21 protein-coding genes are annotated in these 19,302 nt (G+C 70.5%); 11 read left to right on the top strand and 10 right to left on the bottom strand.

All coding sequences use genetic code 11. The features are described 5' to 3' along the window. Positions 1-227 precede the first annotated feature (227 nt). The 5 genes from HCN51_RS47135 to ligD (HCN51_RS47115) all read right to left on the bottom strand — a co-directional run bounded on the left by HCN51_RS47135 (position 228) and on the right by ligD (HCN51_RS47115) (position 3,417). Complete coding sequence (locus HCN51_RS47135; RefSeq protein WP_080045270.1) at positions 228-461, bottom strand: DUF3107 domain-containing protein; 234 nt, start codon at positions 459-461, stop codon at positions 228-230. A gap of 88 nt (positions 462-549) precedes the next feature. Further along, positions 550-1,170 carry a TetR/AcrR family transcriptional regulator gene (locus HCN51_RS47130; RefSeq protein ID WP_168018435.1) on the bottom strand — a complete coding sequence of 207 codons (621 nt, stop codon included), beginning with the start codon at positions 1,168-1,170 and terminating at the stop codon, positions 550-552. Positions 1,171-1,395: 225 nt separating this feature from the next. Then, positions 1,396-1,602: a hypothetical protein gene (locus tag HCN51_RS47125; protein WP_080047509.1), complete on the bottom strand. Its 207-nt coding sequence runs from the start codon at positions 1,600-1,602 to the stop codon at positions 1,396-1,398. Positions 1,603-1,645: 43 nt separating this feature from the next. Then, positions 1,646-2,518, bottom strand: a complete 873-nt coding sequence (gene ligD, locus HCN51_RS47120) for a non-homologous end-joining DNA ligase (protein ID WP_168018434.1) — start codon at positions 2,516-2,518, stop codon at positions 1,646-1,648. Next, on the bottom strand, positions 2,515-3,417 hold the full coding sequence (ligD, locus tag HCN51_RS47115; RefSeq protein ID WP_240973981.1) for a non-homologous end-joining DNA ligase: 903 nt from the start codon (positions 3,415-3,417) through the stop codon (positions 2,515-2,517). Before ligD (HCN51_RS47115) ends, ligD (HCN51_RS47120) begins: the two co-directional genes overlap by 4 nt. A 61-nt stretch (positions 3,418-3,478) precedes the next feature. Between ligD (HCN51_RS47115) and ku the strand changes: the two genes are divergently transcribed. Together ku and HCN51_RS47105 are read left to right on the top strand one after the other, a co-directional pair. Further along, on the top strand, positions 3,479-4,396 hold the full coding sequence (ku, locus tag HCN51_RS47110; RefSeq protein WP_168018432.1) for a non-homologous end joining protein Ku: 918 nt from the start codon (positions 3,479-3,481) through the stop codon (positions 4,394-4,396). A gap of 443 nt (positions 4,397-4,839) precedes the next feature. Continuing rightward, a complete protein-coding gene (locus HCN51_RS47105) occupies positions 4,840-5,154 on the top strand; it encodes a hypothetical protein (RefSeq protein WP_168018431.1) in 315 nt (104 codons plus the stop codon). A 799-nt stretch (positions 5,155-5,953) separates the two neighbouring features. Here the strand turns inward: HCN51_RS47105 and HCN51_RS47100 are convergent. The 3 genes from HCN51_RS47100 to HCN51_RS47090 form a co-directional block, all read right to left on the bottom strand. Then, the gene (locus HCN51_RS47100; protein WP_080045276.1) at positions 5,954-6,256 is read right to left on the bottom strand and encodes a hypothetical protein; all 303 of its coding nucleotides are present in this window, start codon (positions 6,254-6,256) and stop codon (positions 5,954-5,956) included. Positions 6,257-6,644: 388 nt separating this feature from the next. Next, positions 6,645-6,992, bottom strand: a complete 348-nt coding sequence (locus HCN51_RS47095) for a hypothetical protein (protein WP_168018430.1) — start codon at positions 6,990-6,992, stop codon at positions 6,645-6,647. Positions 6,993-7,522: 530 nt separating this feature from the next. Then, positions 7,523-7,852: an SH3 domain-containing protein gene (locus HCN51_RS47090; protein WP_168018429.1), complete on the bottom strand. Its 330-nt coding sequence runs from the start codon at positions 7,850-7,852 to the stop codon at positions 7,523-7,525. A 158-nt stretch (positions 7,853-8,010) separates the two neighbouring features. Here HCN51_RS47090 and HCN51_RS47085 point away from each other — a divergent pair, with 158 nt between their 5' ends. From HCN51_RS47085 to HCN51_RS47045, 9 genes are all read left to right on the top strand, one after another. Continuing rightward, entirely contained in the window at positions 8,011-8,910 is a 900-nt protein-coding gene (locus HCN51_RS47085; RefSeq protein ID WP_080045278.1) for an alpha/beta fold hydrolase, read from the top strand. 44 nt (positions 8,911-8,954) lie between these two features. After that, the gene (moeZ, locus tag HCN51_RS47080; RefSeq protein WP_168018428.1) at positions 8,955-10,136 is read left to right on the top strand and encodes an adenylyltransferase/sulfurtransferase MoeZ; all 1,182 of its coding nucleotides are present in this window, start codon (positions 8,955-8,957) and stop codon (positions 10,134-10,136) included. 38 nt (positions 10,137-10,174) lie between these two features. Further along, positions 10,175-10,894, top strand: coding sequence for a hypothetical protein (locus HCN51_RS47075; RefSeq protein WP_346434047.1), 720 nt, complete (start codon positions 10,175-10,177; stop codon positions 10,892-10,894). Continuing rightward, on the top strand, positions 10,888-12,105 hold the full coding sequence (locus tag HCN51_RS47070) for a S8 family serine peptidase (RefSeq protein ID WP_168018427.1): 1,218 nt from the start codon (positions 10,888-10,890) through the stop codon (positions 12,103-12,105). The genes HCN51_RS47075 and HCN51_RS47070 overlap by 7 nt, the downstream gene beginning before the upstream one ends. Before the next feature lie 56 nt (positions 12,106-12,161). After that, a complete protein-coding gene (locus HCN51_RS47065; RefSeq protein WP_206068699.1) occupies positions 12,162-13,064 on the top strand; it encodes a hypothetical protein in 903 nt (300 codons plus the stop codon). Next, positions 13,058-14,212, top strand: coding sequence for a S8 family serine peptidase (locus HCN51_RS47060; protein WP_168018426.1), 1,155 nt, complete (start codon positions 13,058-13,060; stop codon positions 14,210-14,212). Before HCN51_RS47065 ends, HCN51_RS47060 begins: the two co-directional genes overlap by 7 nt. Before the next feature lie 38 nt (positions 14,213-14,250). Continuing rightward, entirely contained in the window at positions 14,251-14,610 is a 360-nt protein-coding gene (locus HCN51_RS47055) for a hypothetical protein (protein WP_080045284.1), read from the top strand. Next, positions 14,598-14,912 (top strand): MGMT family protein, encoded by a 315-nt coding sequence (locus HCN51_RS47050; RefSeq protein ID WP_168018425.1) that lies wholly within the window; start codon positions 14,598-14,600, stop codon positions 14,910-14,912. The genes HCN51_RS47055 and HCN51_RS47050 overlap by 13 nt, the downstream gene beginning before the upstream one ends. Before the next feature lie 245 nt (positions 14,913-15,157). Next, positions 15,158-17,905, top strand: coding sequence for a CDP-glycerol glycerophosphotransferase family protein (locus HCN51_RS47045; protein ID WP_168018424.1), 2,748 nt, complete (start codon positions 15,158-15,160; stop codon positions 17,903-17,905). A gap of 13 nt (positions 17,906-17,918) precedes the next feature. On the opposite strand, the gene HCN51_RS47040 is transcribed toward HCN51_RS47045, so the two are convergent. Both HCN51_RS47040 and HCN51_RS47035 read right to left on the bottom strand, forming a co-directional pair. Then, positions 17,919-18,545, bottom strand: a complete 627-nt coding sequence (locus tag HCN51_RS47040) for an NUDIX domain-containing protein (protein WP_168018423.1) — start codon at positions 18,543-18,545, stop codon at positions 17,919-17,921. A gap of 78 nt (positions 18,546-18,623) precedes the next feature. Further along, on the bottom strand, positions 18,624-19,286 hold the full coding sequence (locus HCN51_RS47035; RefSeq protein WP_168018422.1) for a class I SAM-dependent methyltransferase: 663 nt from the start codon (positions 19,284-19,286) through the stop codon (positions 18,624-18,626). Positions 19,287-19,302: the final 16 nt, after the last annotated feature.

Genomic DNA, 19,302 nt, shown 5'->3' with positions numbered 1-19,302 from the left:
GGCACGGCAAGCAGGCGCACGCCCAGCGCCTCGCACCGAGCGTCGAGCCGTGAGGCCGGCGGGCTGCTGTGTCACGCGGAGGTGCCCGCCCGCGGCCGGTGAGCGGTGGTGGGTCCCGTGGCTGGGGGCGTTGCGCGGCGGTGCATGCAGGCGGGTCGGGGCTCGTGAGAGGTACGGCGTGGCGGGCCGTACCCCCCGCCCCAGCTCAACCGCTGGAGCTGAGCTTGCTAGAGCGTGCCGCCGAAGCCGACCGGCCGGGCTTCGTCCTCGCCGATTTCGACGAAGCCGAGCGCGGCCACCGGCACCACGACCCGCCGGCCCTTCACGTCGGTGATGGCGAACACGCCGCCGCGATCGACCGACAGGGCGTTTCTGATCTCCTCTTCGACCTGCTCGGCGCTGAGGTCGGTCTCGACAACGAGCTCGCGGTGTACGGAGCGTACGCCGATCTTGACTTCCATGGTGGCTCCCTAGTCGACGGGCTGGCTCTCTCCCATCGTCGCCGGTCGGAGCTCGCAGCGGGGCGAATGATCGCGCCGAGCGAACGGGTTATGCCGTACGCGGAAAACCGCTGATGCCTCGCCAGGCCAGCCGGGCCATGAGTTGCTCGGCCGCGTCCTTCGGGATCGAGCCGTGCGTGGTCACCCAGTAGCGGGCGCTCACCTCGGCCATGCCGACGAGGCCGACCCCGAGCAGGTGCGCCTCGTCACTGGTGCACCCGGTGTCCTCCTGGATGAGCTCGCTGACCATTTCGGCGCACTCGCGCAGCGAGCGCTCCACGCGCTGGCGCACGGGCGCGACGTTGCGCAGGTCGGACTCGAAGACCAGGCGGAACGCCTCGCCCTGGCTGGAGACGAAGTCGAAGAACGCGCTGAAGGTGGCTTGTACGCGCAGTTTGTTCTCGTGGGTGGAGGCCAGCGCCTCGCGGCAGCGGTTGACCATGTCGTCGACGTGGAGGTCGAGCAGCGCGAGGTAGAGCTCCAGCTTGCCGGGGAAGTGCTGGTAGAGCACCGGCTTGCTGACCCCGGCCCGCTCGGCGATCTCGTCCATGGCGGCCGCGTGATAGCCGTTCTCCACGAACACTTCCTGCGCGGCGCTCAGAAGCTGCCGGCGTCGGGCCAGTCGGGGCAGCCGGGTGCCCCGGGGCTTGGCATCCGGGGTTGCGGTCACGCGGGTCTCCATTGGTCTCTCAGGCGGGCTGTGCGTGCTGCGCGTACGCACACAGTGATGCTATGCGCGCACATCCTACGTGCGGGCGGGCCACCTGCCGGCGGCAGCCGCCGCCAGGTGCGCCGTCTCTGCGCAGGTCACCGCCACCCTGCCGATCACCAGGCCCGAGGCCGGGCCCGCCACCGCGTCGATGGCGAGCCGGCATCGCGTCGGAACCGGCCGGGGTCAGCGGTAGTCGTCGTCGTCGAGATCGACCACGCGGTCCTGGTCGGCGGCGTCGGCCGGGTCGGCGTCGAACGGCACCTCGCGGCGCAGCCGCCCCACGCTCTGGAGCACCTCGCGCTGCTGCTCGGCCGCGTCGGCCTCCGGTGTCTCGATCGACCTCTCCCCCTCCTCTTCGGCGTAAGGGCCTTCGTCCCCGCGTATGTCCATCTCCGACATGTTCAGGTCCCCTCTCGGTACGGACGGATCCAGCCTACGCCCGGCCGAAAAGGTCGCCGCGCTTCTCCACCCTGGCCAGGGCGTCCGGCGCGGTGAACACCAGATCGTCGGGGTGTTCACAGCTCTCGACCTCCTTCCACGTGAGCGGGGTCGAGACCGTGGGCTGGTCCTTGGCCCGCAGGGAGTAGGGGGCGACGGTGGTCTTGGCCGGGTTGTTCTGGCTCCAGTCGATGAACACCTTGCCAGGCCGCAGCTTCTTCGTCATCACGCTGACGATCTGGTCGGGGTGCTCCTTCTCCAGGAGCTGAGCGAGCCTCTTGGCGTACGCGGACGGCTCCTCGCGGCAGTCCCAGTCCGCGTACAGCTGCATGCCCTTGCTCCCGCTGGTCTTCGGCAGGGCTTTCAGCCCTTCCTGCTTCAGTACGTCGCGCAGCAGGAGCGCCACGCGCGTGCACTCGACGATCGTCGCCGGCGGCCCCGGGTCGAGGTCGAACACGAGCGTGTCGGGCGGCAGCGCCCGGCCGTCCTCGTCCACCCGCCACTGCGGCACGTGGAGCTCCAGGGCGGCCAGGTTCGCGTAGTAGACGAGCGTGGGCAGGTCCTCCACGACGGCGAAGTCGATAGTCTCGCGGTTCTTGGTGCTGCCCGGGGCGGGCAGGTTCACGCGCCGGACCCAGTCGGGGGTGTGGTCGGGGGCGTTCTTCTCGAAGAAGGACTGGCCGGTGACGCCGTTCGGGTAGCGCTTGACGGTCAGGGGACGGCCGCGCAGGTGGGGCAGCAGGACGGGGGCGATGCGGCTGTAGTAGTCGATGACCTCGGCCTTCGTGAAGCCGTAGTCGGGATAGAGCACCTTGTCGAGGTTGCTCAGGGTCAGCTCGCGGCCGTCCACCTTGACCGGCACCTTCACAGCGTCACCTCCGCGGGGAACTTGTCGGGGCGCAGACCGCGCCACACGGGGTGCCGCAGCCGTTGCTCGTCGGTCCACATCGTGTAGGCCACCTCCCCGACGAGATCGGGCCTAACCCACCGATTCCGCCACGGCACCTGGTTGCGGAACGGGCTGCGCGGGATCTCCAGCGGTCGCAGCAACGCGTACAGCTCGTCCAGCACCGTGTCGGTGAACCCCGTGCCGACGTGTCCGACGTACGTCAGCCCCTCGCCCGTGAACGCGCCCAGCACCAGCGAGCCGACCCCGCCCGAACGCCGGCCCTTGCCGGGCTTCCAGCCGCCGATGACGACCTCCCGCGTGGTGAGGTTCTTGACCTTGATCCACCAGGGGGTCCGCACGCCCGAGCGGTAGGGGGAGTCGAGCCGCTTGGCCACCACGCCTTCGAGCCCCTGCTCGTACGTGGCCGAGAGCAGGTCGGACTCGCCCGGGAAGTACGGGGGCGCGCCGATGTCCAGCTCGTCCAGCAGCGCCCTGCGATCCCGGTACGACAGGTCGAACAGCGGCGTGCCGTCGAGATAGAGCAGGTCGAACGGCACGTACGTGATCGGGTACAGCTCCAGCATGGCCGGCTCGGGATCGGTCAGGTGCATGCGCCGCTGGAGCCGCAGGAAGCTGGGCCGGCCGTGCTGGTCGAGCGCCACGAGCTCGCCGTCCAGGACCGCACTCTTCAGCCCGAAGCCGGAAATCTCCGGATAGCGCCGCGTGTAGTCGGCCCCGTGCCTCCCCGTCAGTCTCATCCCGCCGTCCAGATGGACGAGGGCGCGGATGCCGTCCCACTTGACCTCGAGGCCGTACTGCTCGCGATCGGAGGGGAGTTCCCCAGGTACGGCCAGCATCGGTTCGACCGGGTATGGCATTGGTTGCCCCATGAGGGGTATGTGCCCATTGCCGGGCCGGTTGAGAGCTGAGGGGTGCCCTATGCGCAGCATCTGGAAAGGTGCGATCTCCTTCGGGCTGGTCACGATCCCCGTCAAGCTCTACTCGGCCACCGAGCAGAAGGACGTGTCGTTCCACCAGGTCCACCGCGCCGACGGCGGCCGCATCCGCTACAAGCGGGTCTGCACGCAGGACGGCGAGGAGGTCCCCTACGCCGACATCGCCAAGGGCTACGAGCTCGCCTCCGGCGAGATGGTCGTGCTCACCGACGAGGACTTCGAGGACCTGCCGCTCAGCACGTCCCGCCGGATCGACGTGCTGCAGTTCACGCCGGCCGAGCAGATCGACCCCATCTACTTCGCCAAGTCGTACTACCTGGAGCCCGACGCCCAAGGGGCCAAGCCGTACGTGCTGCTGCGCAACGCGCTGGAGAGCTCCGGGCAGGTCGCCGTCGTCAAGGTGGCGCTGCGGCAACGCGAGTCGCTGGCCACGCTGCGCGTCCGGGACGGGGTGTTCGTCCTGGAGACGATGCTCTGGCCGGACGAGATCCGCACGCCCGACTTCGCGTTCCTGGAGGAGGACATCGAGGTCCGCGCCCAGGAGCTCAAGATGGCCGAATCCCTCATCACCACCATGGAGTCCGACTTCGACCCCGCCGAGTACCACGACACCTACCGCGAGGCGTTGCAGCAGGTGATCGAGGCGAAGGTGGCGGGCAAGGAGGTCATCCCCGCCCGCGAGGAGGAAGAGGCCGGCCCGGCCGTCGACCTCATGGCGGCGCTGCGGGCGAGCGTGGAGGCCGCCAAGCGCGAACGCGGGGGCGGCGAGCCCGCCAGGCCGAAGAAGGCGGCGGGCAAGCCGGCGAAGGACGCCAAGGAGTCCAAGGATTCCAAGGAGTCCAAGGAGTCCAAGGACGAGGAGAAGGCCGCCCCCAAGCGGAAGACCCGCAAGTCCGCCTGAACTCTCCGCCTGCCGCACCTGGGACGTGCACAGGGGCGGCCCATGCGTGCGCCGCGGGTTGTGCGCATGTATGCATGTCGGGCCCTGTGCGCGTGCGTCCACAGCCGGCTCTGTCCACATGCGTGCACAGCGGGCTCTGCGCGCCGCCATACGCGTCCTGAGCGTGCCAGGTGCCTCGCCGGCCGCGAACGTTCGCCGCTGCAGGGAACGGGTGTACCGCCGCCGGGGCGTGCGGCCCCTTCGGGAAATGGACATATCCGGATAATTAGTGTTTTTTCATTGGATACATCTTTAAGGCGAGCAATAAGATTCTTAATGCAGAGCAAAAAGGAGTCGTGCCTGTTTGCCCGTGCATCTGCCGGAAATGACACATCGTGGATGTGCTTCCGGGTAATCCGGAAACCACGAGAACGGGGCAACCGATCCTTTAGGGGGAAAACGCAATGCCCAAGCTCAAAAGTGTCCTCGCCGGCCTCGCCATCAGCACCGCGCTGACCGGTGGTGTGGTGAGCGCGGGTGCCGCCACCACCATGGCCACCGCCGACGCCGCCACCCAGGTCGGCACCGGTGCCTCCGTCCTTGCCGGCAACCACTGCGGGTGGGGCTGGCGCCGCTGCGGCGGAGGCTGGGGCTGGGGCCACCGGCGTCACCACCACCGCATGCACGTGAAGATCAAGGTCTACAACAACAACTACAACCGCAACCACCACTCGCGGTCGGACAAGAATGACGACAAGACCGACGACACCAAGGACTGATACGACCGGGCGTTGACGGCGTAGGGTTTCTCCTCGTCTCATGGCGCTTTCGGCGGGGGCTCTCCGGCATTTGCCCGGAGGGCCCCCGTTGCGTTTCCGGCGCCTTTTACATAACGGCCTCCGGAGGTAAAGGCCGGCGGGGCCGAGCGCAAGGAGTTGTACGCCGCTCCCCACACGCCCTGCGCGCGCCATCCCCGTGGCGCATGCCGCGCCCTGTATCTCGGCCGCGCCTCGCCCGCTGCCCATGCCGCCTGCCGCGTGCCGCCTCGCCCGTCTGCCGCGAAGGCGGTCCGCATGTGGGGGAGCGGCGCACATCCCGAGGGCGATGCTCAGCGCAACGGAGTGGCGCTCGGTGCGAGCGATGCGGCGTGACGGAAGCAGTGCGGCGTGACGGGAGCAGTGCGGCGTGACGCGAGCAGTGGCGCCGAGTGCGAGGAATGGGCATCGCGCGAATGGGCGGCGCTTAGTGCGAGGAGTGGGAGCGTGCCGTGAGGGGGTGCTCGGAGTGCGAGAAGCGGGGCGTGGCGCGAGGGGGTGGCGCTCAATGTGAGGAGCGGCGCGCGACCATATGAAGGGAGCGGCGAGCGGTGGTGTGAAGGGAGCGGCGAGCACTCCGGGCCGTACGGCCCGGGCGTGCGGGCCCGGGCGTGCGGGCCCGGGCGTGCGGAGTGCCCGCGTCCTCCGGGTGTGACGTCCGTTCTTGGTGAGAGGGCGGATGTCGTTCCCCGGCGAACGCGGGCACTCACGTGAGGTACGGCCCGAGCTCATCGCCCAGCGGCGGGCTCGTCAGCCAGAGGTTCTACCACCGATCACGGTGATGACCGTTGTTGTTGTAGTTCCTGTTGACGATGACGATCCTGATCCGGCCGTGGCCGTGGTGACGGTGGCCCCACCTCTTCCAGCGGTTCCACCCCCAGCCCCAGCCTCCGCAGCGGCGCCAGCCCCACCCGCAGTGGTTGCCGGCGAGGACGGACGTGCCGGTGGTGACCTGTGTGGCGGCGTCAGCGCTGGCGGCGGTGGTGGCGGCCCCCGCGCTCACCACGCCGCCGGTCAGCGCGGTGCTGATGGCGAGACCTGCGATAACACTTTTGAGCTTGGGCATTGCGTTTTCCCCCTAAAGGATTCGATTGCCCCGTTACGGATGACGACTAGCAAGCCATCCGCACAGTGCATATTTCCGACCTAAAGGGCGACAAACCGGAATTGTCCGTTTTTGTCCAACACGAGGGCAGCACATGAACAGCACACAAGGAACCACGCCCGCAACACCCCTCGGACGCCGAAATCAAGGAACCGTGCCCGCGGCACCCCCGGACGCCGAAATCCCGGCCCGCGAACGAGCCGGGAAATGACGTAGCGAGGGCCCCCCGGCCGATGCCGGGGGAGCCCTCACCCATGGTTGCCGTGAAGACGAGGAGAAATGAACCTCAGGCCCAGCCGCGACGGTTAATCAGGCCGCCCCGAGAACTCCTTGCGCCATTGACGCACGGTTACTTGTCGTCGCCGTTGTCGTGGTGGCTGGGCCCGTTGTCGTTGTGGTTGTTGTTGCGGATGACGATGCACACCTGACCACGGTGGTGACGCCGGCCGCCCCAGCCCCAGCCCCAGCCCCAGCCGCCGCCGTGGTGGTGGCCCCGGCCGCAGCGGTGGTTGTGGTGACGGTGGTGGTGGTGGTGACGACGCCCCCAGCCCCAGCCGTCGTCCGTGCGAAGGGACGTGCCGGTGCTGAACTGGGTGGTCGCGCTGGCCGCGGACGTCGCCGCGCCCGCGCCCACCATGCCGCCGGTCAGCGCCGTGCTGATGGCGAGGCCTGCGATAACACTCTTGAGCTTGGGCATTGTGTTTCCCCCTAAAGGATCGATTGCCCCGTTCTCGGCGTTTCCGGATTGCCAGGAAACAGATCTTGGACGGCTGCTGAAGGCTCATCCACCGAAAGACATTTCCGGGGCGGTGCACGGGCAAACAGATACGACTCCATTTTGCTCTGCATTAACAATCTTATTGCTCGCATTAAACATTTATCAAATGAAATGAGAGGATATGTCCGATTGTGTCGCATATGGAAGGTGAGCGCGCGCGCCATTGAGCGGCTCACCGGCCGTGTCCGTGTGCTGCCGGCGATAGTGGTGACGGAATGGTGGTGCGGATGCGCATGCGGCGGCCCGGCACTTCCGGCCTGGAATTCATGAGGCGAAAAGAAATGCCCGGACTTCCCGTACGGTAATTGCTCGGGCCATCACGATATGGGGGCGGAAAAGGCGCCCCCGGTGATGTCTGCCGCATCGTCGTGACCGCGCCGTCAGCGGTGGCGGCGAAGTCTGTCACGACTCGTGCTCGAATGATTTCCCAGAGTGACGGCCACAAACGATCAGGAACGACTTTTGCCCCGCTCTTGACCTGCTACCGCCTGCCTCTTCTTCAGGTACCGCCCGAAGGCGAAGCCTCTACGCCCGATCTCCGTCCCGTGGACCCGCCGCCACTTTCCGTGCTTCTTGCAACTGCCCCACGTGCGGTCGCCCGGGTACAGCTTGTCCACGATCCGCCCGTGCGGCTCCACCCGGATGTTGAGCCGCGTCTTCACCCGCACGACCCGGTACGTGCAGCCGGGCCGTGCCTCGGCGCTCGCCGCGGTGGCGACGAGCCCACCTGCCGCCAGCGACACGGCGACGAGGAAGGCGGCGATACGCGTGGTGAGCATGGCGGTACCCCCTGTACACATTCGAGACGTATGTCCCGTGCTGCCAGGAAAGTTCGGTAAATAACCCCTCTGTACGGAATCCAGACCCCTCCTGGGGGCGATGGTTATCGTTGATGGAAGGGGAAGAGACGTTCGATGGTCGACAAGGAGGAGACCGTATGACCGCGGAGCCGATCCCACACTGGCCAGGGCGAATGATCGGCTCGGTGCACGTCCGGTCCACCCCCGAGGGCCCCGCCGAGCAGGCGGTGTTCGTGCACGGGCTGGCCGGATCGGCCACCAACTGGACCGACCTCATGGACGAGCTCAAGGACGAGGTCACCGGCCACGCCATCGACCTGCCGGGCGCCGGCTTCTCGCCCGCGCCGGCCGACGGCGACTACTCGGTGGAGGGCCACTCACGGGCCGTCATCGGGCTGCTGGAGCACACGGGCCCGGCCCACCTGTTCGGCAACTCGCTCGGCGGCGCCGTCGCCGTCAGGGTCGCCGCCGCCCGTCCGGAGCTGGTCCGCTCGCTCACGCTCATCTCGCCGGCCCTGCCGGACCTGCTGCCCCGCTACGGACCGCTGCGCGTGGCCGCCGCGGCCATCCCCGTGCTGGGCGAATGGGTGGCGTCCAGGCTGACGCTGCTCCCGGCGGAGCAGCGCATCACCGCCTCCATGGCCGTGGTCTGGGCCAACATGGACGCGGTGCACCCCGTACGCCTGCGTGACGCCATCGAGGAGCAGCGCAGGCGCGACGGCCTCCCGTACGCGGGGGAGGCCATGATCGGCTCGGCGCGCGGCATCGTGGCGGAGTACTTCCGCCGCGGGAAAGACTCCCTGTGGCACCAGGCGGAGAAGGTGCGGGCGCGCACCCTGATCATTCACGGGCGCCACGACCGGCTGGTGCGCCCGGCCATGGCCAGGAAGGCGTACCGTACGTTCCGGCAGGTCAGGCTCGTGCTGCTGCCGACCGCGGGGCACGTGGCGATGATGGAGATGCCGCAGGTCGTGGCGGCCGAAGCACGCCGTCTGATCGGTGAGACTCGATTGGGGAATGCCCCACTGCCCAGCTAGGTTTCACTGTGAGATGAGACCCCCTGAAACGGGAGCGTAGAAAAGTGTCGTTGCCACCGCTGGTCGAGCCGGCCGATGAGCTGACCGTCGACGAAGTGCGCCGCTACTCACGCCACCTGATCATTCCCGACGTGGGCATGGCGGGGCAGAAGCGGCTGAAGAACGCCAAGGTGCTGTGTGTGGGCGCCGGGGGCCTGGGCTCGCCCGCGCTGATGTACCTCGCGGCGGCGGGCGTCGGCACCCTCGGCATCATCGACTTCGACGTGGTCGATGAGTCCAACCTGCAGCGTCAGATCATCCACGGTCAGTCCGACGTGGGCCGGCTGAAGGCCGAGAGCGCCGCGGCGTCGGTGCGTGAGATCAACCCGCTGGTCGAGGTCGTGATCCACAACACGGCGCTGACCACCGAGAACGTCATGGAGATCTTCTCCGGCTACGACCTGATCGTTGACGGCACCGACAACTTCGCCACGCGTTACATGGTGAACGACGCGGCGGTGCTGCTCGGCAAGCCGTACGTCTGGGGCTCGATCTACCGCTTCGACGGCCAGGCGAGCGTCTTCTGGGCCGAGCACGGGCCTTGCTACCGCTGCCTCTACCCGGAGCCCCCGCCTCCCGGCATGGTGCCGTCGTGCGCCGAGGGCGGCGTGCTCGGCGTGCTGTGCGCGTCGATCGGCTCGATCCAGGTGAACGAGGCCATCAAGCTGCTCACCGGCATCGGCGACCCGCTGGTCGGCCGGCTGATGATCTACGACGCCCTGGAGATGAAGTACCGCGACGTCAAGGTCCGCAAGGACCCTGAGTGCGTGCTGTGCGGCAAGAACCCGACGGTCACCGAGCTGCTCGACGACTACGAGGCGTTCTGCGGCGCGATCTCCGACGAGGCCGCCGAGGCCGCCAGCGGCTCCACGATCACCGCGCTCGAGCTCAAGGGCATGATGGACCGCGGCGAGAACATCTTCGTCGTCGACGTCCGCGAGCCCAATGAGTACGAGATCGTCTCGATCCCCGGCGCCACGCTGATCCCGAAGGGCGAGTTCCTCAACGGCTCGGCCCTGGAGAAGCTGCCCCAGGACAAGAAGATCGTCCTGCACTGCAAGTCCGGTGCCCGCTCCGCCGAGGCGCTCGCGGTCGTCAAGAGCGCGGGCTTCTCCGACGCCGTGCACGTCGGCGGCGGCGTGCTGAGCTGGGTCAAGACCGTCGACCCGAGCCTGCCCAGCTATTAAGGGGTTTTGGCCGGGACGTCCCGGTTAAGGTCGATGCCGTGAATTCCGCCCGTCCGTGGCCGACACTCGTGGTGGCCTCCGCGCTGACGCTGATCTGCGCGGTGGCCGCCGGGGTGGCCGGCAGCGCGGCGGGCACGGAGCTGACCCGCGGCCCCACGGCGGCCGAACTGCGGGCCGCGGCCGAGCGCGAGGTCGCCGACCGCTGGCGTACCTGGCCCACCGGCCGTATCTTCCCCGCCACACTGCCGTACTCCGCCGAGCAGGGCGGGCGGGAACGTGCCAGCAGGATCGGCATCTCGCCGCGCACCTCCTGCGGCGACTCCGTCGACCCCCCCGCGATCAAGGCCCTGCGCAAGGCGGGCTGCCGGGGCGTGCTGCGGGCCACCTACATCGACGCGCTGCGCGGCGTGCTCGTCACCGTCGGCGTGGTCGCGTTGCGCGACGAGCTGAACGCCGTGCGCGCCAAGTCCGCCTTCGCCGACACCGGCAAGCCCTCTCCCGGGCTGCGCCCGCTGGCCTTCCGCGGCACGCTGGCCGACCGGTTCACCGCCGCCGTGCGGCAGGCGGGGTCGGTCCGGCAGGCGGGCCCGTACCTCGTGCTGACCACCGCCGGGCAGGTGGACGGGCGGCCCGCCGACGCGGCGGGCGAGCCGCGCCCGGCCATCTTCGCCTTCGCCACCGAGCTGGCCGAGCGGGTGCTGACCGAGCTGAGCACGCCCAGGATGCCCGACTGCGGCTCCCAGGAGTGGCAGTGCTGAGGGCAGGCCGGCGGGGGGCGGCGGTCGCGCTGATCGGGGCGCTGCTGTTCGTGGCGCCCGCCGCGCGGGCCGACGACGTCCGCGGCGGGCAGAAGGCCGTGATCAGGACGCTCGCGCTGCCCGAGGCATGGCGCACCAGCACGGGCGCCGGGGTGACCGTGGCCGTGCTCGACTCCGGCGTCGATCCCCGCCACCGCGACCTGGCCGGCTCGGTCCGCGAGGGAAGGGATTTCACCGCGGGCGCGAACCCGCCGGGCACGCCTCCGAGCAGGTTGCACGGCACGTACATGGCCTCGTTGATCGCCGGGCACGGGCACGGGCCGGGACGAAAGCGCGGGATCATCGGCGTCGCGCCCGGCGCGGACGTACTGTCTGTAAGGGTCATCCTCGAGGACGAGGAGCCGGGTTTCCGCGCGTTCAACTCGGCCGAGCGCTTCGAGAACGTGGTGGCCCGGGGCATCCGCTACGCGGTGGACGAGGGGGCGGACGTGATCAACATGTCGATCTCCAAGGAGCTGGCGACCAGGGAGGAGCGGGCGGCCATCCGCTACGCCATCTCCAAGGGCGTCGTGCTCGTCGCCGCCGCGGGCAACGACGGCGACCGGCGGATCGACGGCGAGTTCGCGCCCTACTCCTATCCCGCCGCCTTCCCCGGAGTGGTCTCGGTGGGGGCGACCGACCGGCGGCTGCGGCGGGCCTCGTTCTCCAACTGGAACTCCTCGGTGCTGGTGGCCGCGCCCGGCGTGGACATCATGGGGGCGGGCCCCGGCGACGAGTACTGGGTCGGCAGGGGCACCTCGCAGGCGACCGCGCTGGTGTCCGGGGTCGCCGCCCTCATCAAGGCGAAGTATCCGGACATGTCGCCGCCGCTCGTGGCGCGCGCCCTGGCCGCCGGCGCCACCGACCGGCCCCCCGGCGGCTACGACACCGCCACCGGCTTCGGCGTCGTCAACGCCGCCAGGGCCCTGACCGAGGCGTCCAGGCTGGCCGGCCACACCGAGACCGCCGCCGGCGCCCAGGCGCAGGACCCTGCCCGCCCGGTCGCGGCCGGGCGCGCCGGCCCCGTCAAGGTCGTCCAGAGGGACGAGCGGCGGGTCACGGTGTACGCGGCGATCGCCGGCGGAGCCGCCGCCGGTTCACTGCTCGCCTTGACTGTCATATTCGTCCTGGTCAGACGCGTACGGCGGGCCCACATCTCACAAGAGGCATGATCCGCCCCCTTAGGGGGACGAAATAGACACGAAGCGAATGCGGGAACGAGGCGGTGGTGAAGGCACGTAGGTCGACCTCAGGGCTACCGCGCGCCGGGGGAGAAGCACCGCAGGAGCGGAGGAACCCGCTCGGCGCCGCCACCGGCCGCCGCTCGCGCGTGCGCTCGTGGCCCGCGGCGGACTCCCGCAGGCGCACGGCGGCCAAGGAACGCGCGGAGCTGCTCGCGCTGCGGCAGGGCATGCGCTACCGGCGCATGTTCGTGGCGCTGCTCGGCGTCATCATCGCCGTCTCGGCCGTCGTGGTGCTGCTCGGCACCGTCGGCCTGTTCTCCGAGACCCGCTCGCGCCCGCTGACGCCCGACGAGCAGAACCAGTACAAGCAGGAGGAGATCGCCCGCCGCTGGCAGGCGTGGCCGGCCACGGGCGTCTTCCCCGAAGAGGTGAAGTACCTCGGGCTCGACCGTGCCCAGCAGTACGCCAGACGCGTCGGCATCGCCCCCGAGACCGACTGCGCCAAGGCCGCGGACGCCTCCGTGGCCGGGGTGCTCCAGAACCACGGCTGCGTCACGATGCTGCGGGCCACGTACATGGACCAGACGGCCTCCTTCGTCTTCACCGTCGGCGTGGCCGTGCTGAAGGACGAGGCGTCGCGCATCTCGGCCGGCGAGGAGCTCACCCAGGACGATCGCGTCGGCGTGCTGCCGGTGGCCTTCCCCGGCACGGTCAGCGAGCGCTTCGGGCCCGACCAGCGCCAGCGCACCGGCTGGGTGGGCGCGGGGCCGTACCTCGTGTTCTCGACAGGCGGCTACGCCGACGGGCGCACCAGGGCCGCGATCCCGCCCGAGGAGATCCTGCACAGCGAGCTGTGGCCGGCCGCCAAGTCCATCGGCAACCAGATCGCCTACTTCCTGGCGGACCCGCCCAAGGTGCCGCCCTGTACCCAGGGGAACGTGTGCTGACCGCCGTACGCGTGCTCACGGCCGCCGTGCTCGCCTTCTCGGGCACGGCCGCCGCTCCCGTCAGGGACCAGCAGCAATGGGTCCTCGACGCGCTCAACGTCGAGCAGGCCTGGACGGTCACCAAGGGCAAGGGCGTCACCGTCGCCGTCGTCGACAGCGCCGTGGACACCGGCGTCAAGGAGCTCAAGGGCCGCGTCACCAACGGGCCCGACATGACCTCGGGCACGATCGAGCGCGCGCTGCCGCCCGGCCGGCACGGCACCGCCATGGCGGGCCTGATCGCCGCCTCCGGCGCGGACGGCGGCCTCATCGGCGTCGCGCCGGACGCGCGCATCCTGTCACTGCCCATGGTGATCGACGACGAGCCTGGCTTCGCCGTGCCGCCGGTGCAGGAGGAGGGGGTCGCGCCGGAGAGCCCGCTGGCCCGCGCGCTGCGTTACGCCGCCAACCACGGCGCCCAGGTGGTCAGCATGTCGATCGGCTCGTACGGGCCGCTGCGCTCGGAGCGCGAGGCCGTCTCGTACGCGCTGAGCAAGGGCGTCGTGCTCGTGGCCGCCGTGGGCAACGACGGCCAGACCCCGTACGCCAAGGAGAAGGGCACCTCCTACTGGAGCTTCCCCGCGGGGTACCCGGGCGTGATCGGCGTGGCGGCGACCGACAAGCAGGGCAGGCGGGCCACGTTCAGCAGCGACAACCTGTCGGTGCTGGTCGCGGCGCCCGGCGTCGAGGTTCCGGTGCTCAAGCGGGACGGCGGCTACGAGCTGTCGGAGGGCACCAGCTCCGCCGCGGCGCTGGTGGCGGGCGTGGCCGCGCTGATCAAGTCGCGCTACCCGGACCTGCGGCCCGAGCAGGTGGCGCAGGCGCTGGCGTCCAGCGCCCGAGGCCGGCCCGCCGCCGGGTACGACGACCAGACCGGCTTCGGGGTCGTGGACGCCGCCGCCGCGCTGAACGCCGCCGACCGGCTGACCGGCGCCAAGCAGAGCGTGGCGCCCGGCATGGAGCACTTCGGGCGAGGCGAGGACTCTCCCGTGCCGACCCGGCCGGGGCCCGACCCGCTGCGCCTGTGGCTGTACGGGGGCGGGGTGCTGGTGGCGCTGGTCGCCTTCTGCGGCGCGATCATCGTGCTCAACCAGCGCAAGGAGGAGTGATTCTCGTTGGGGTGGAAGATCCGCTATGGTCCCGCTCCATGGGATACGAGCTGCGGGTGGTGCGTGAGTCGCCACTCGCCTTCGCGGAGCTAGCGAAGGCCATCGCGCCGGCCGGTTTCGAGCTGCGCGGATCCGAGGAGATCGTGACCGGTCACGGGGGCGGCACGCACGCCGTGGCCCGGTGGCAGGGCCAGCTCGTCGGCGAGCCGGGCTCCGACTGGCAGGTGGCCCAGCTCCTGCGCCTGTCCACCGCGCTAGGCGGTCGGCTGGTGGGCGAGGACGGCGAGGAGTACCTGCTGAACGACGGCGTCATCGAGGTCTCGGCGGCCGGTGGCGTGGTCGCGATCGGCAAGTTCGAGGAGATCATCGACGCGGGTCCGGCGGCATGGAGCCCCTGACCCCGTTCGCCGAGCAGGTGCTCGACCTGGTGGAGCGCATCCCGCCCGGCAAGGTGATGGCGTACGGCGACATCGCCGAGTACCTCGGCGAGGGCGGCCCCCGCCAGGTCGGCAAGGTCATGAGCACGTGGGGAGGCGGCGTGCCGTGGTGGCGCGTCGTCCACGCCGACGGCACCGCCGCCGCCCCCGACCACCTGCGACGATGCCTGTCCCACTGGCGCGAGGAAGGCACTCCGCTGCGGGGCGAGCGGGTGGACATGCGGCTGGCCCGCTGGGACGGGCGCTCGGGCGACGCCCCGTAGCCGGTCGCCGCCCGGCAATTCAGCGGATTTTCAGTAACCCCTCTGACCTGCGGTTTCGTCGAACGGGCGATTCTGTGACATGTGACTCCCATTACCATGGGCAGAACACTGATGGCGGCCCGAAAGGCGGTGCCTCCCCTATGGCCACCGGCGTCACAGCCCAGCGCCAGGGCGGCGATTCGCTCGCCGACCGCCTGAAGGCTGTCCAGGATCTCTGTGATCGTGGCGAGCCTCTCGAAGCGGTCATGCGAGCGGTCGGCCCCGGCGGTCGCGACGCGGCGTTCGACACCGAGGTGCTGAGCGGTCCCCTCGGGGCCCGCATCGACCTCGCGGTCAAGCGCGGCGCCCCGCGACGCAGGGAAATGCTCGACCTCGTGCGCCCTTACCTCAAGGGCGTCGACGCGCGCGTCAAACGCGACCTGCCGGTCGCGCGCCGCGTCATCTGTTACCTGATCGAGCACCGTCCCGACGACGAGCTCGTCGAGGGCGACACCCTCACCAAGGTGGTCACGGCGGCGGCCGAGCCGTCCAAGCGCATCCGCAAGGGCCTGAGCTGGTACGCCGACCTGCCCTTCCGCGACGAGCTGCCCCCCGACCTCTACCGCCTGCGCCGCTCCGACCTGGTGCCGGTGACCCACATCGACGACATCGTGTGGGCCGACGGCAAGCTGCGCGTCAGCGGCTTCGCCTACCTGGCGGGCCTGTCGGTGCGCAGCCGCAGGTTCAACCGGGCGACCGTGGTGCTGCGCGGCCCGCGCTGGCTGCCGCCGATCCGCATGCGCACCCGCCGCGTCCTGGCCCCCGAGGCCACGCACGGCGCGCGCGAGCCCGGCTGCAACTACGACTGGTCCGGCTTCACCGCCGAGCTGAGCCCGTGGCCGCTGCGCTGGCGCGGCGCCGTCCGGGGTCTGGTGCACGGCGTGCGCCGCCGCATGCGCCACCGCCCCGGCGTGCCCGACGCCACCACGTGGCGGGCCGAGATCGTGTTCTGGAGCCGGGGCGCGCGGGCCACGGGCCTGCTGCGCGGCTCCTCCATCGGCCGGCCCGAGCGGCCCGCCGGGCTGAAGCTCAAGCCCGGCTGGTGGGTGCGGCCCGTCTGGACGTCTGACCGGGCGCTCCAGGTCGTGCTCCAGCCCAACAGGGCCGAGCTGACCGGCGTGCGGCTCGACGGCGACCAGCTGGAGCTGAAGATCTTCCTGCCCGGCCGGCAGGTCACCAAGGGTCACGCCCGGCTGGGCGGCCACCGCATCGCCGCCGACTTCACGCCGTCCGGCGACGGCACCCAGGTCGTGGTCACGCTGGCGGTGCCCGCCCTGCTCCAGGAGAAGGACGGCCGGCGGCTCTGGGTCGAGCCCAAGGGCGACCCGGCGGCCTCCGTCATGCTGGCCGACCTCGTCGAGACCCGCACCCCCGTGGGCGACCGCGAGATCACCGTGCTCGGCGACCGCCGCGACCGCGTCGTCGTCTCCGCCCACCGCATCCGCCCCGTGATCACCTCGGCGGTCTGGGAGGGCCCGGCGCTGGTCCTGCGCGGCCACTACCCCGACGCGCCCGGCCCCCGCACGCTGACGCTGCGCCACCGCTCCGGGCTGTCCTACCCGCTGCCGATGGAGCGCTCCGGCGCGGAGTTCTCCGTACGCGTGGAGCCCGCGTCGATGGACCGCTTCGGCGAGCCCGTGCCGCTGGCCTCCGGCACCTGGAACATGTCGCTGCGGCACCCGTCCGGCGAGATCGTCCCGCTGCGCATGGACCACGCGGCCCTGCCCGGCCTCGACGAGGAGCCGCGCACGCTCGGCGGCCACGTCTTCCGCATGGTCTCCACCCGCTTCGACGTGCCGGTGATCACCGTGGAGGAGGCCAGGCCCGCAGAGGAGCGCGGCGTGGCCGGCACCCACGTCCTGCGCCGCGTCTTCTACCCGGCGCAGCGCACCGAGCCGCTGCGCGAGTCCACCGTCTACGTCGTCAACGACGGCCGCCACTACTCCGACAGCGTGCGCGCCATCTACGAGGAGCGGCTGCGCAGGGGCGACGACCGCGAGCACATCTGGATCGTCAAGGACGGCGCGTTCGTGCCGCCCGGCGGCGCCACCGTCGTGCGCGCGGGCAGCCGCGAGCACCACGAGGCCCTGGCCCGCTCGCGCCACATCGTCACCAACGCGTTCCTGCCCGCCTGGTTCCGCGCCCGCGAAGACCAGGTGGTGCTGCAGACCTGGCACGGCACTCCCGCCAAGCTCATCGGCAACGACCAGCCCCATATGCGGCGCGACCCGAGGCCGCCCATCTGGCACCGCCAGGCGGCCGAGGTGCGCGGCTGGGACCTGCTGCTGTCGCAGTCGCCGTGGGCCACGCCGGTGCTGCGCAAGGCGTTCGGCTACAAGGGCGAGATCCTGGAGAGCGGCCTGCCCCGCAACGACGTCCTCAACTCTCCCGACCGCGAGGCCCGTGCGGCCGCGGTGCGCGAGCGTCTGGGGCTGGCCGAGGGCAAGCGCGTCGTCCTGTACGCGCCCACGTGGCGCGACTACGACCGCAAGAACGCCATGGTGAAGCTCGACCTCGCCAAGGCCCGCGAGGCGCTGGGCGCCGACCACGAGATCCTGGTCCGCGCTCACCCGATGCAGGCCATGCCCGCCGTCCCCGACATCGCCCGCGACGTCACCACCTATCCCGACATCGCCGATCTCCTGCTGGTGGCCGACGTCCTGGTGACCGACTACTCCTCGGTCATGTTCGACTTCGCCTGCACCGGCAAGCCGATCGTCCTGTACGGCTACGACCTGGCCAAATACTCGTCGAAGCGCGGCCTCTACATCGACCTGCCCGAGCAGGCGCCGGGGCCGCTGCTGTCGACGTCGGCCGAGGTGGTGGAGGCGCTGCGGTCGATCGACGAGGTGGCGGCGGCGCACGCCGACCGCTACGACGCCTTCCGTGCCACGTTCGCGCCCCGCGACGACGGCAAGGCGACCGCCCGCGTCGTCGACCGGCTCTTCTCCTGAGCGCTCCGGCGGCTCAGAGCAGGTCGGGCAGGTTGCCGGGCAGCGGATAGACCCTGCCGGGGTCGTAGTCGTACAGGAAGCTCAGCTCAGGGCCCTGTGGCGGGACGGCCTCCGGCAGGCTCTCGACGAGCGTGTGCAGCAACGCCGAGATGCTGGTGCCGCAGACGATGTCGCCGGTCGCGACGAGCTTGCGGACGGTGGCGAGCGGCACCCACTCGACCCGCTCCGCCTCCCAGGGGTGCGCCGGCGGCCCCACATGGACGGCGGAGTCGGCCCGGTAGACGTGGTTGAGCCCGTCGGAGAACCCGTTGCCGGGCTGCACGGCCAGCAGCGGCCGCAGCGGGCCCGGCCGCCAGCCGGTCTCCTCCTCGACCTCCCTGGCCGCCGCGGCGATGGGCGGCTCGCCGTCGTCCACCTGCCCGAGCGGGATCTCCCACCCCCAGCTGTCGGTGATGAACCGGTGCCGCCAGATCAGCAGCACCCGGTCATCGGCGTCGGTGACCACCGCCCCCGCCCCCGGCGCCGTCCGGATGAGGCGGTGGTCGATATGGCGGCCGTCGGGCAGCTCCACGTCCGCGATCCGCACGTCGAGCCACGGGTCGAGGTAGACGGACTTCTCGGAGTGGACCAGCCAGCGCATGTGATCGACCCCCGCGCGAGGGAATGTTGACCCAACGTTACAATCCCGCACGCTCCGTATGCTCCCGAATCGCCGAACTCACTTCCGCAACTCCACCTCCAGCGCCATCGGCGTCTGCCTCACCTCGTACGAGCCGAATCCCGCCTTCGAGACCAGCGCCTCGAACCCGGCCTTCGTGTAGGCCCGCCGGGGCAGGAACCGGCGCAGCGCGAACGTGGTGAACGCCCTGGAGAGCACCCCCATCCCCATGCGCGCCACGTCCTGCTCGACGGCCTCCTTGGAGACGTCCCTGCGCAGGTCGACGATGAGCCCCGACCCGCCGTCCCGCAGCACCCGCCGCATCTCGCGCAGCGCCCCCGCCGGGTCGGCGAAGTTCTTGAACGCGGCGCAGCAGATGAGGAAGTCGAAGGCGCCGTCGGCGAACGGCATGTCCGAGGCGTTCCCGTGCCGGAAGTCCACCGGCACGCCGGCCTCCAGCGCCTTGCCCTGGGCGATGGCGACGAACGTCTCGCTGATGTCGAGCCCCGTGACCGTGTAGTCGCCGGTCCTGGCCAGCGCGATCGACAGGTAACCGGGCCCGGGGGCCACCTCCAGGATCCTGGAGCCCTTGGGGGCGTGCCGCCGTACCGTGGCGACCTGCTCGTCGTACCGGTCGGGCGCCTTGCCGTTGTTGGTGTCGTACCAGCGGGCGATCGGGCCTTCCATGCCGATGCCCTTGTAGCCTTTGCCGGTCTTCGTCATGGGCAACACGATATGT

Source organism: Nonomuraea composti (genome assembly GCF_012034275.1).
In the GTDB taxonomy this organism is placed as follows: Bacteria; Actinomycetota; Actinomycetes; order Streptosporangiales; family Streptosporangiaceae; genus Nonomuraea; species Nonomuraea composti.
Note: the sequence above shows the minus strand (reverse complement) of the source record. Positions and strands in the feature narration are given on the sequence as shown.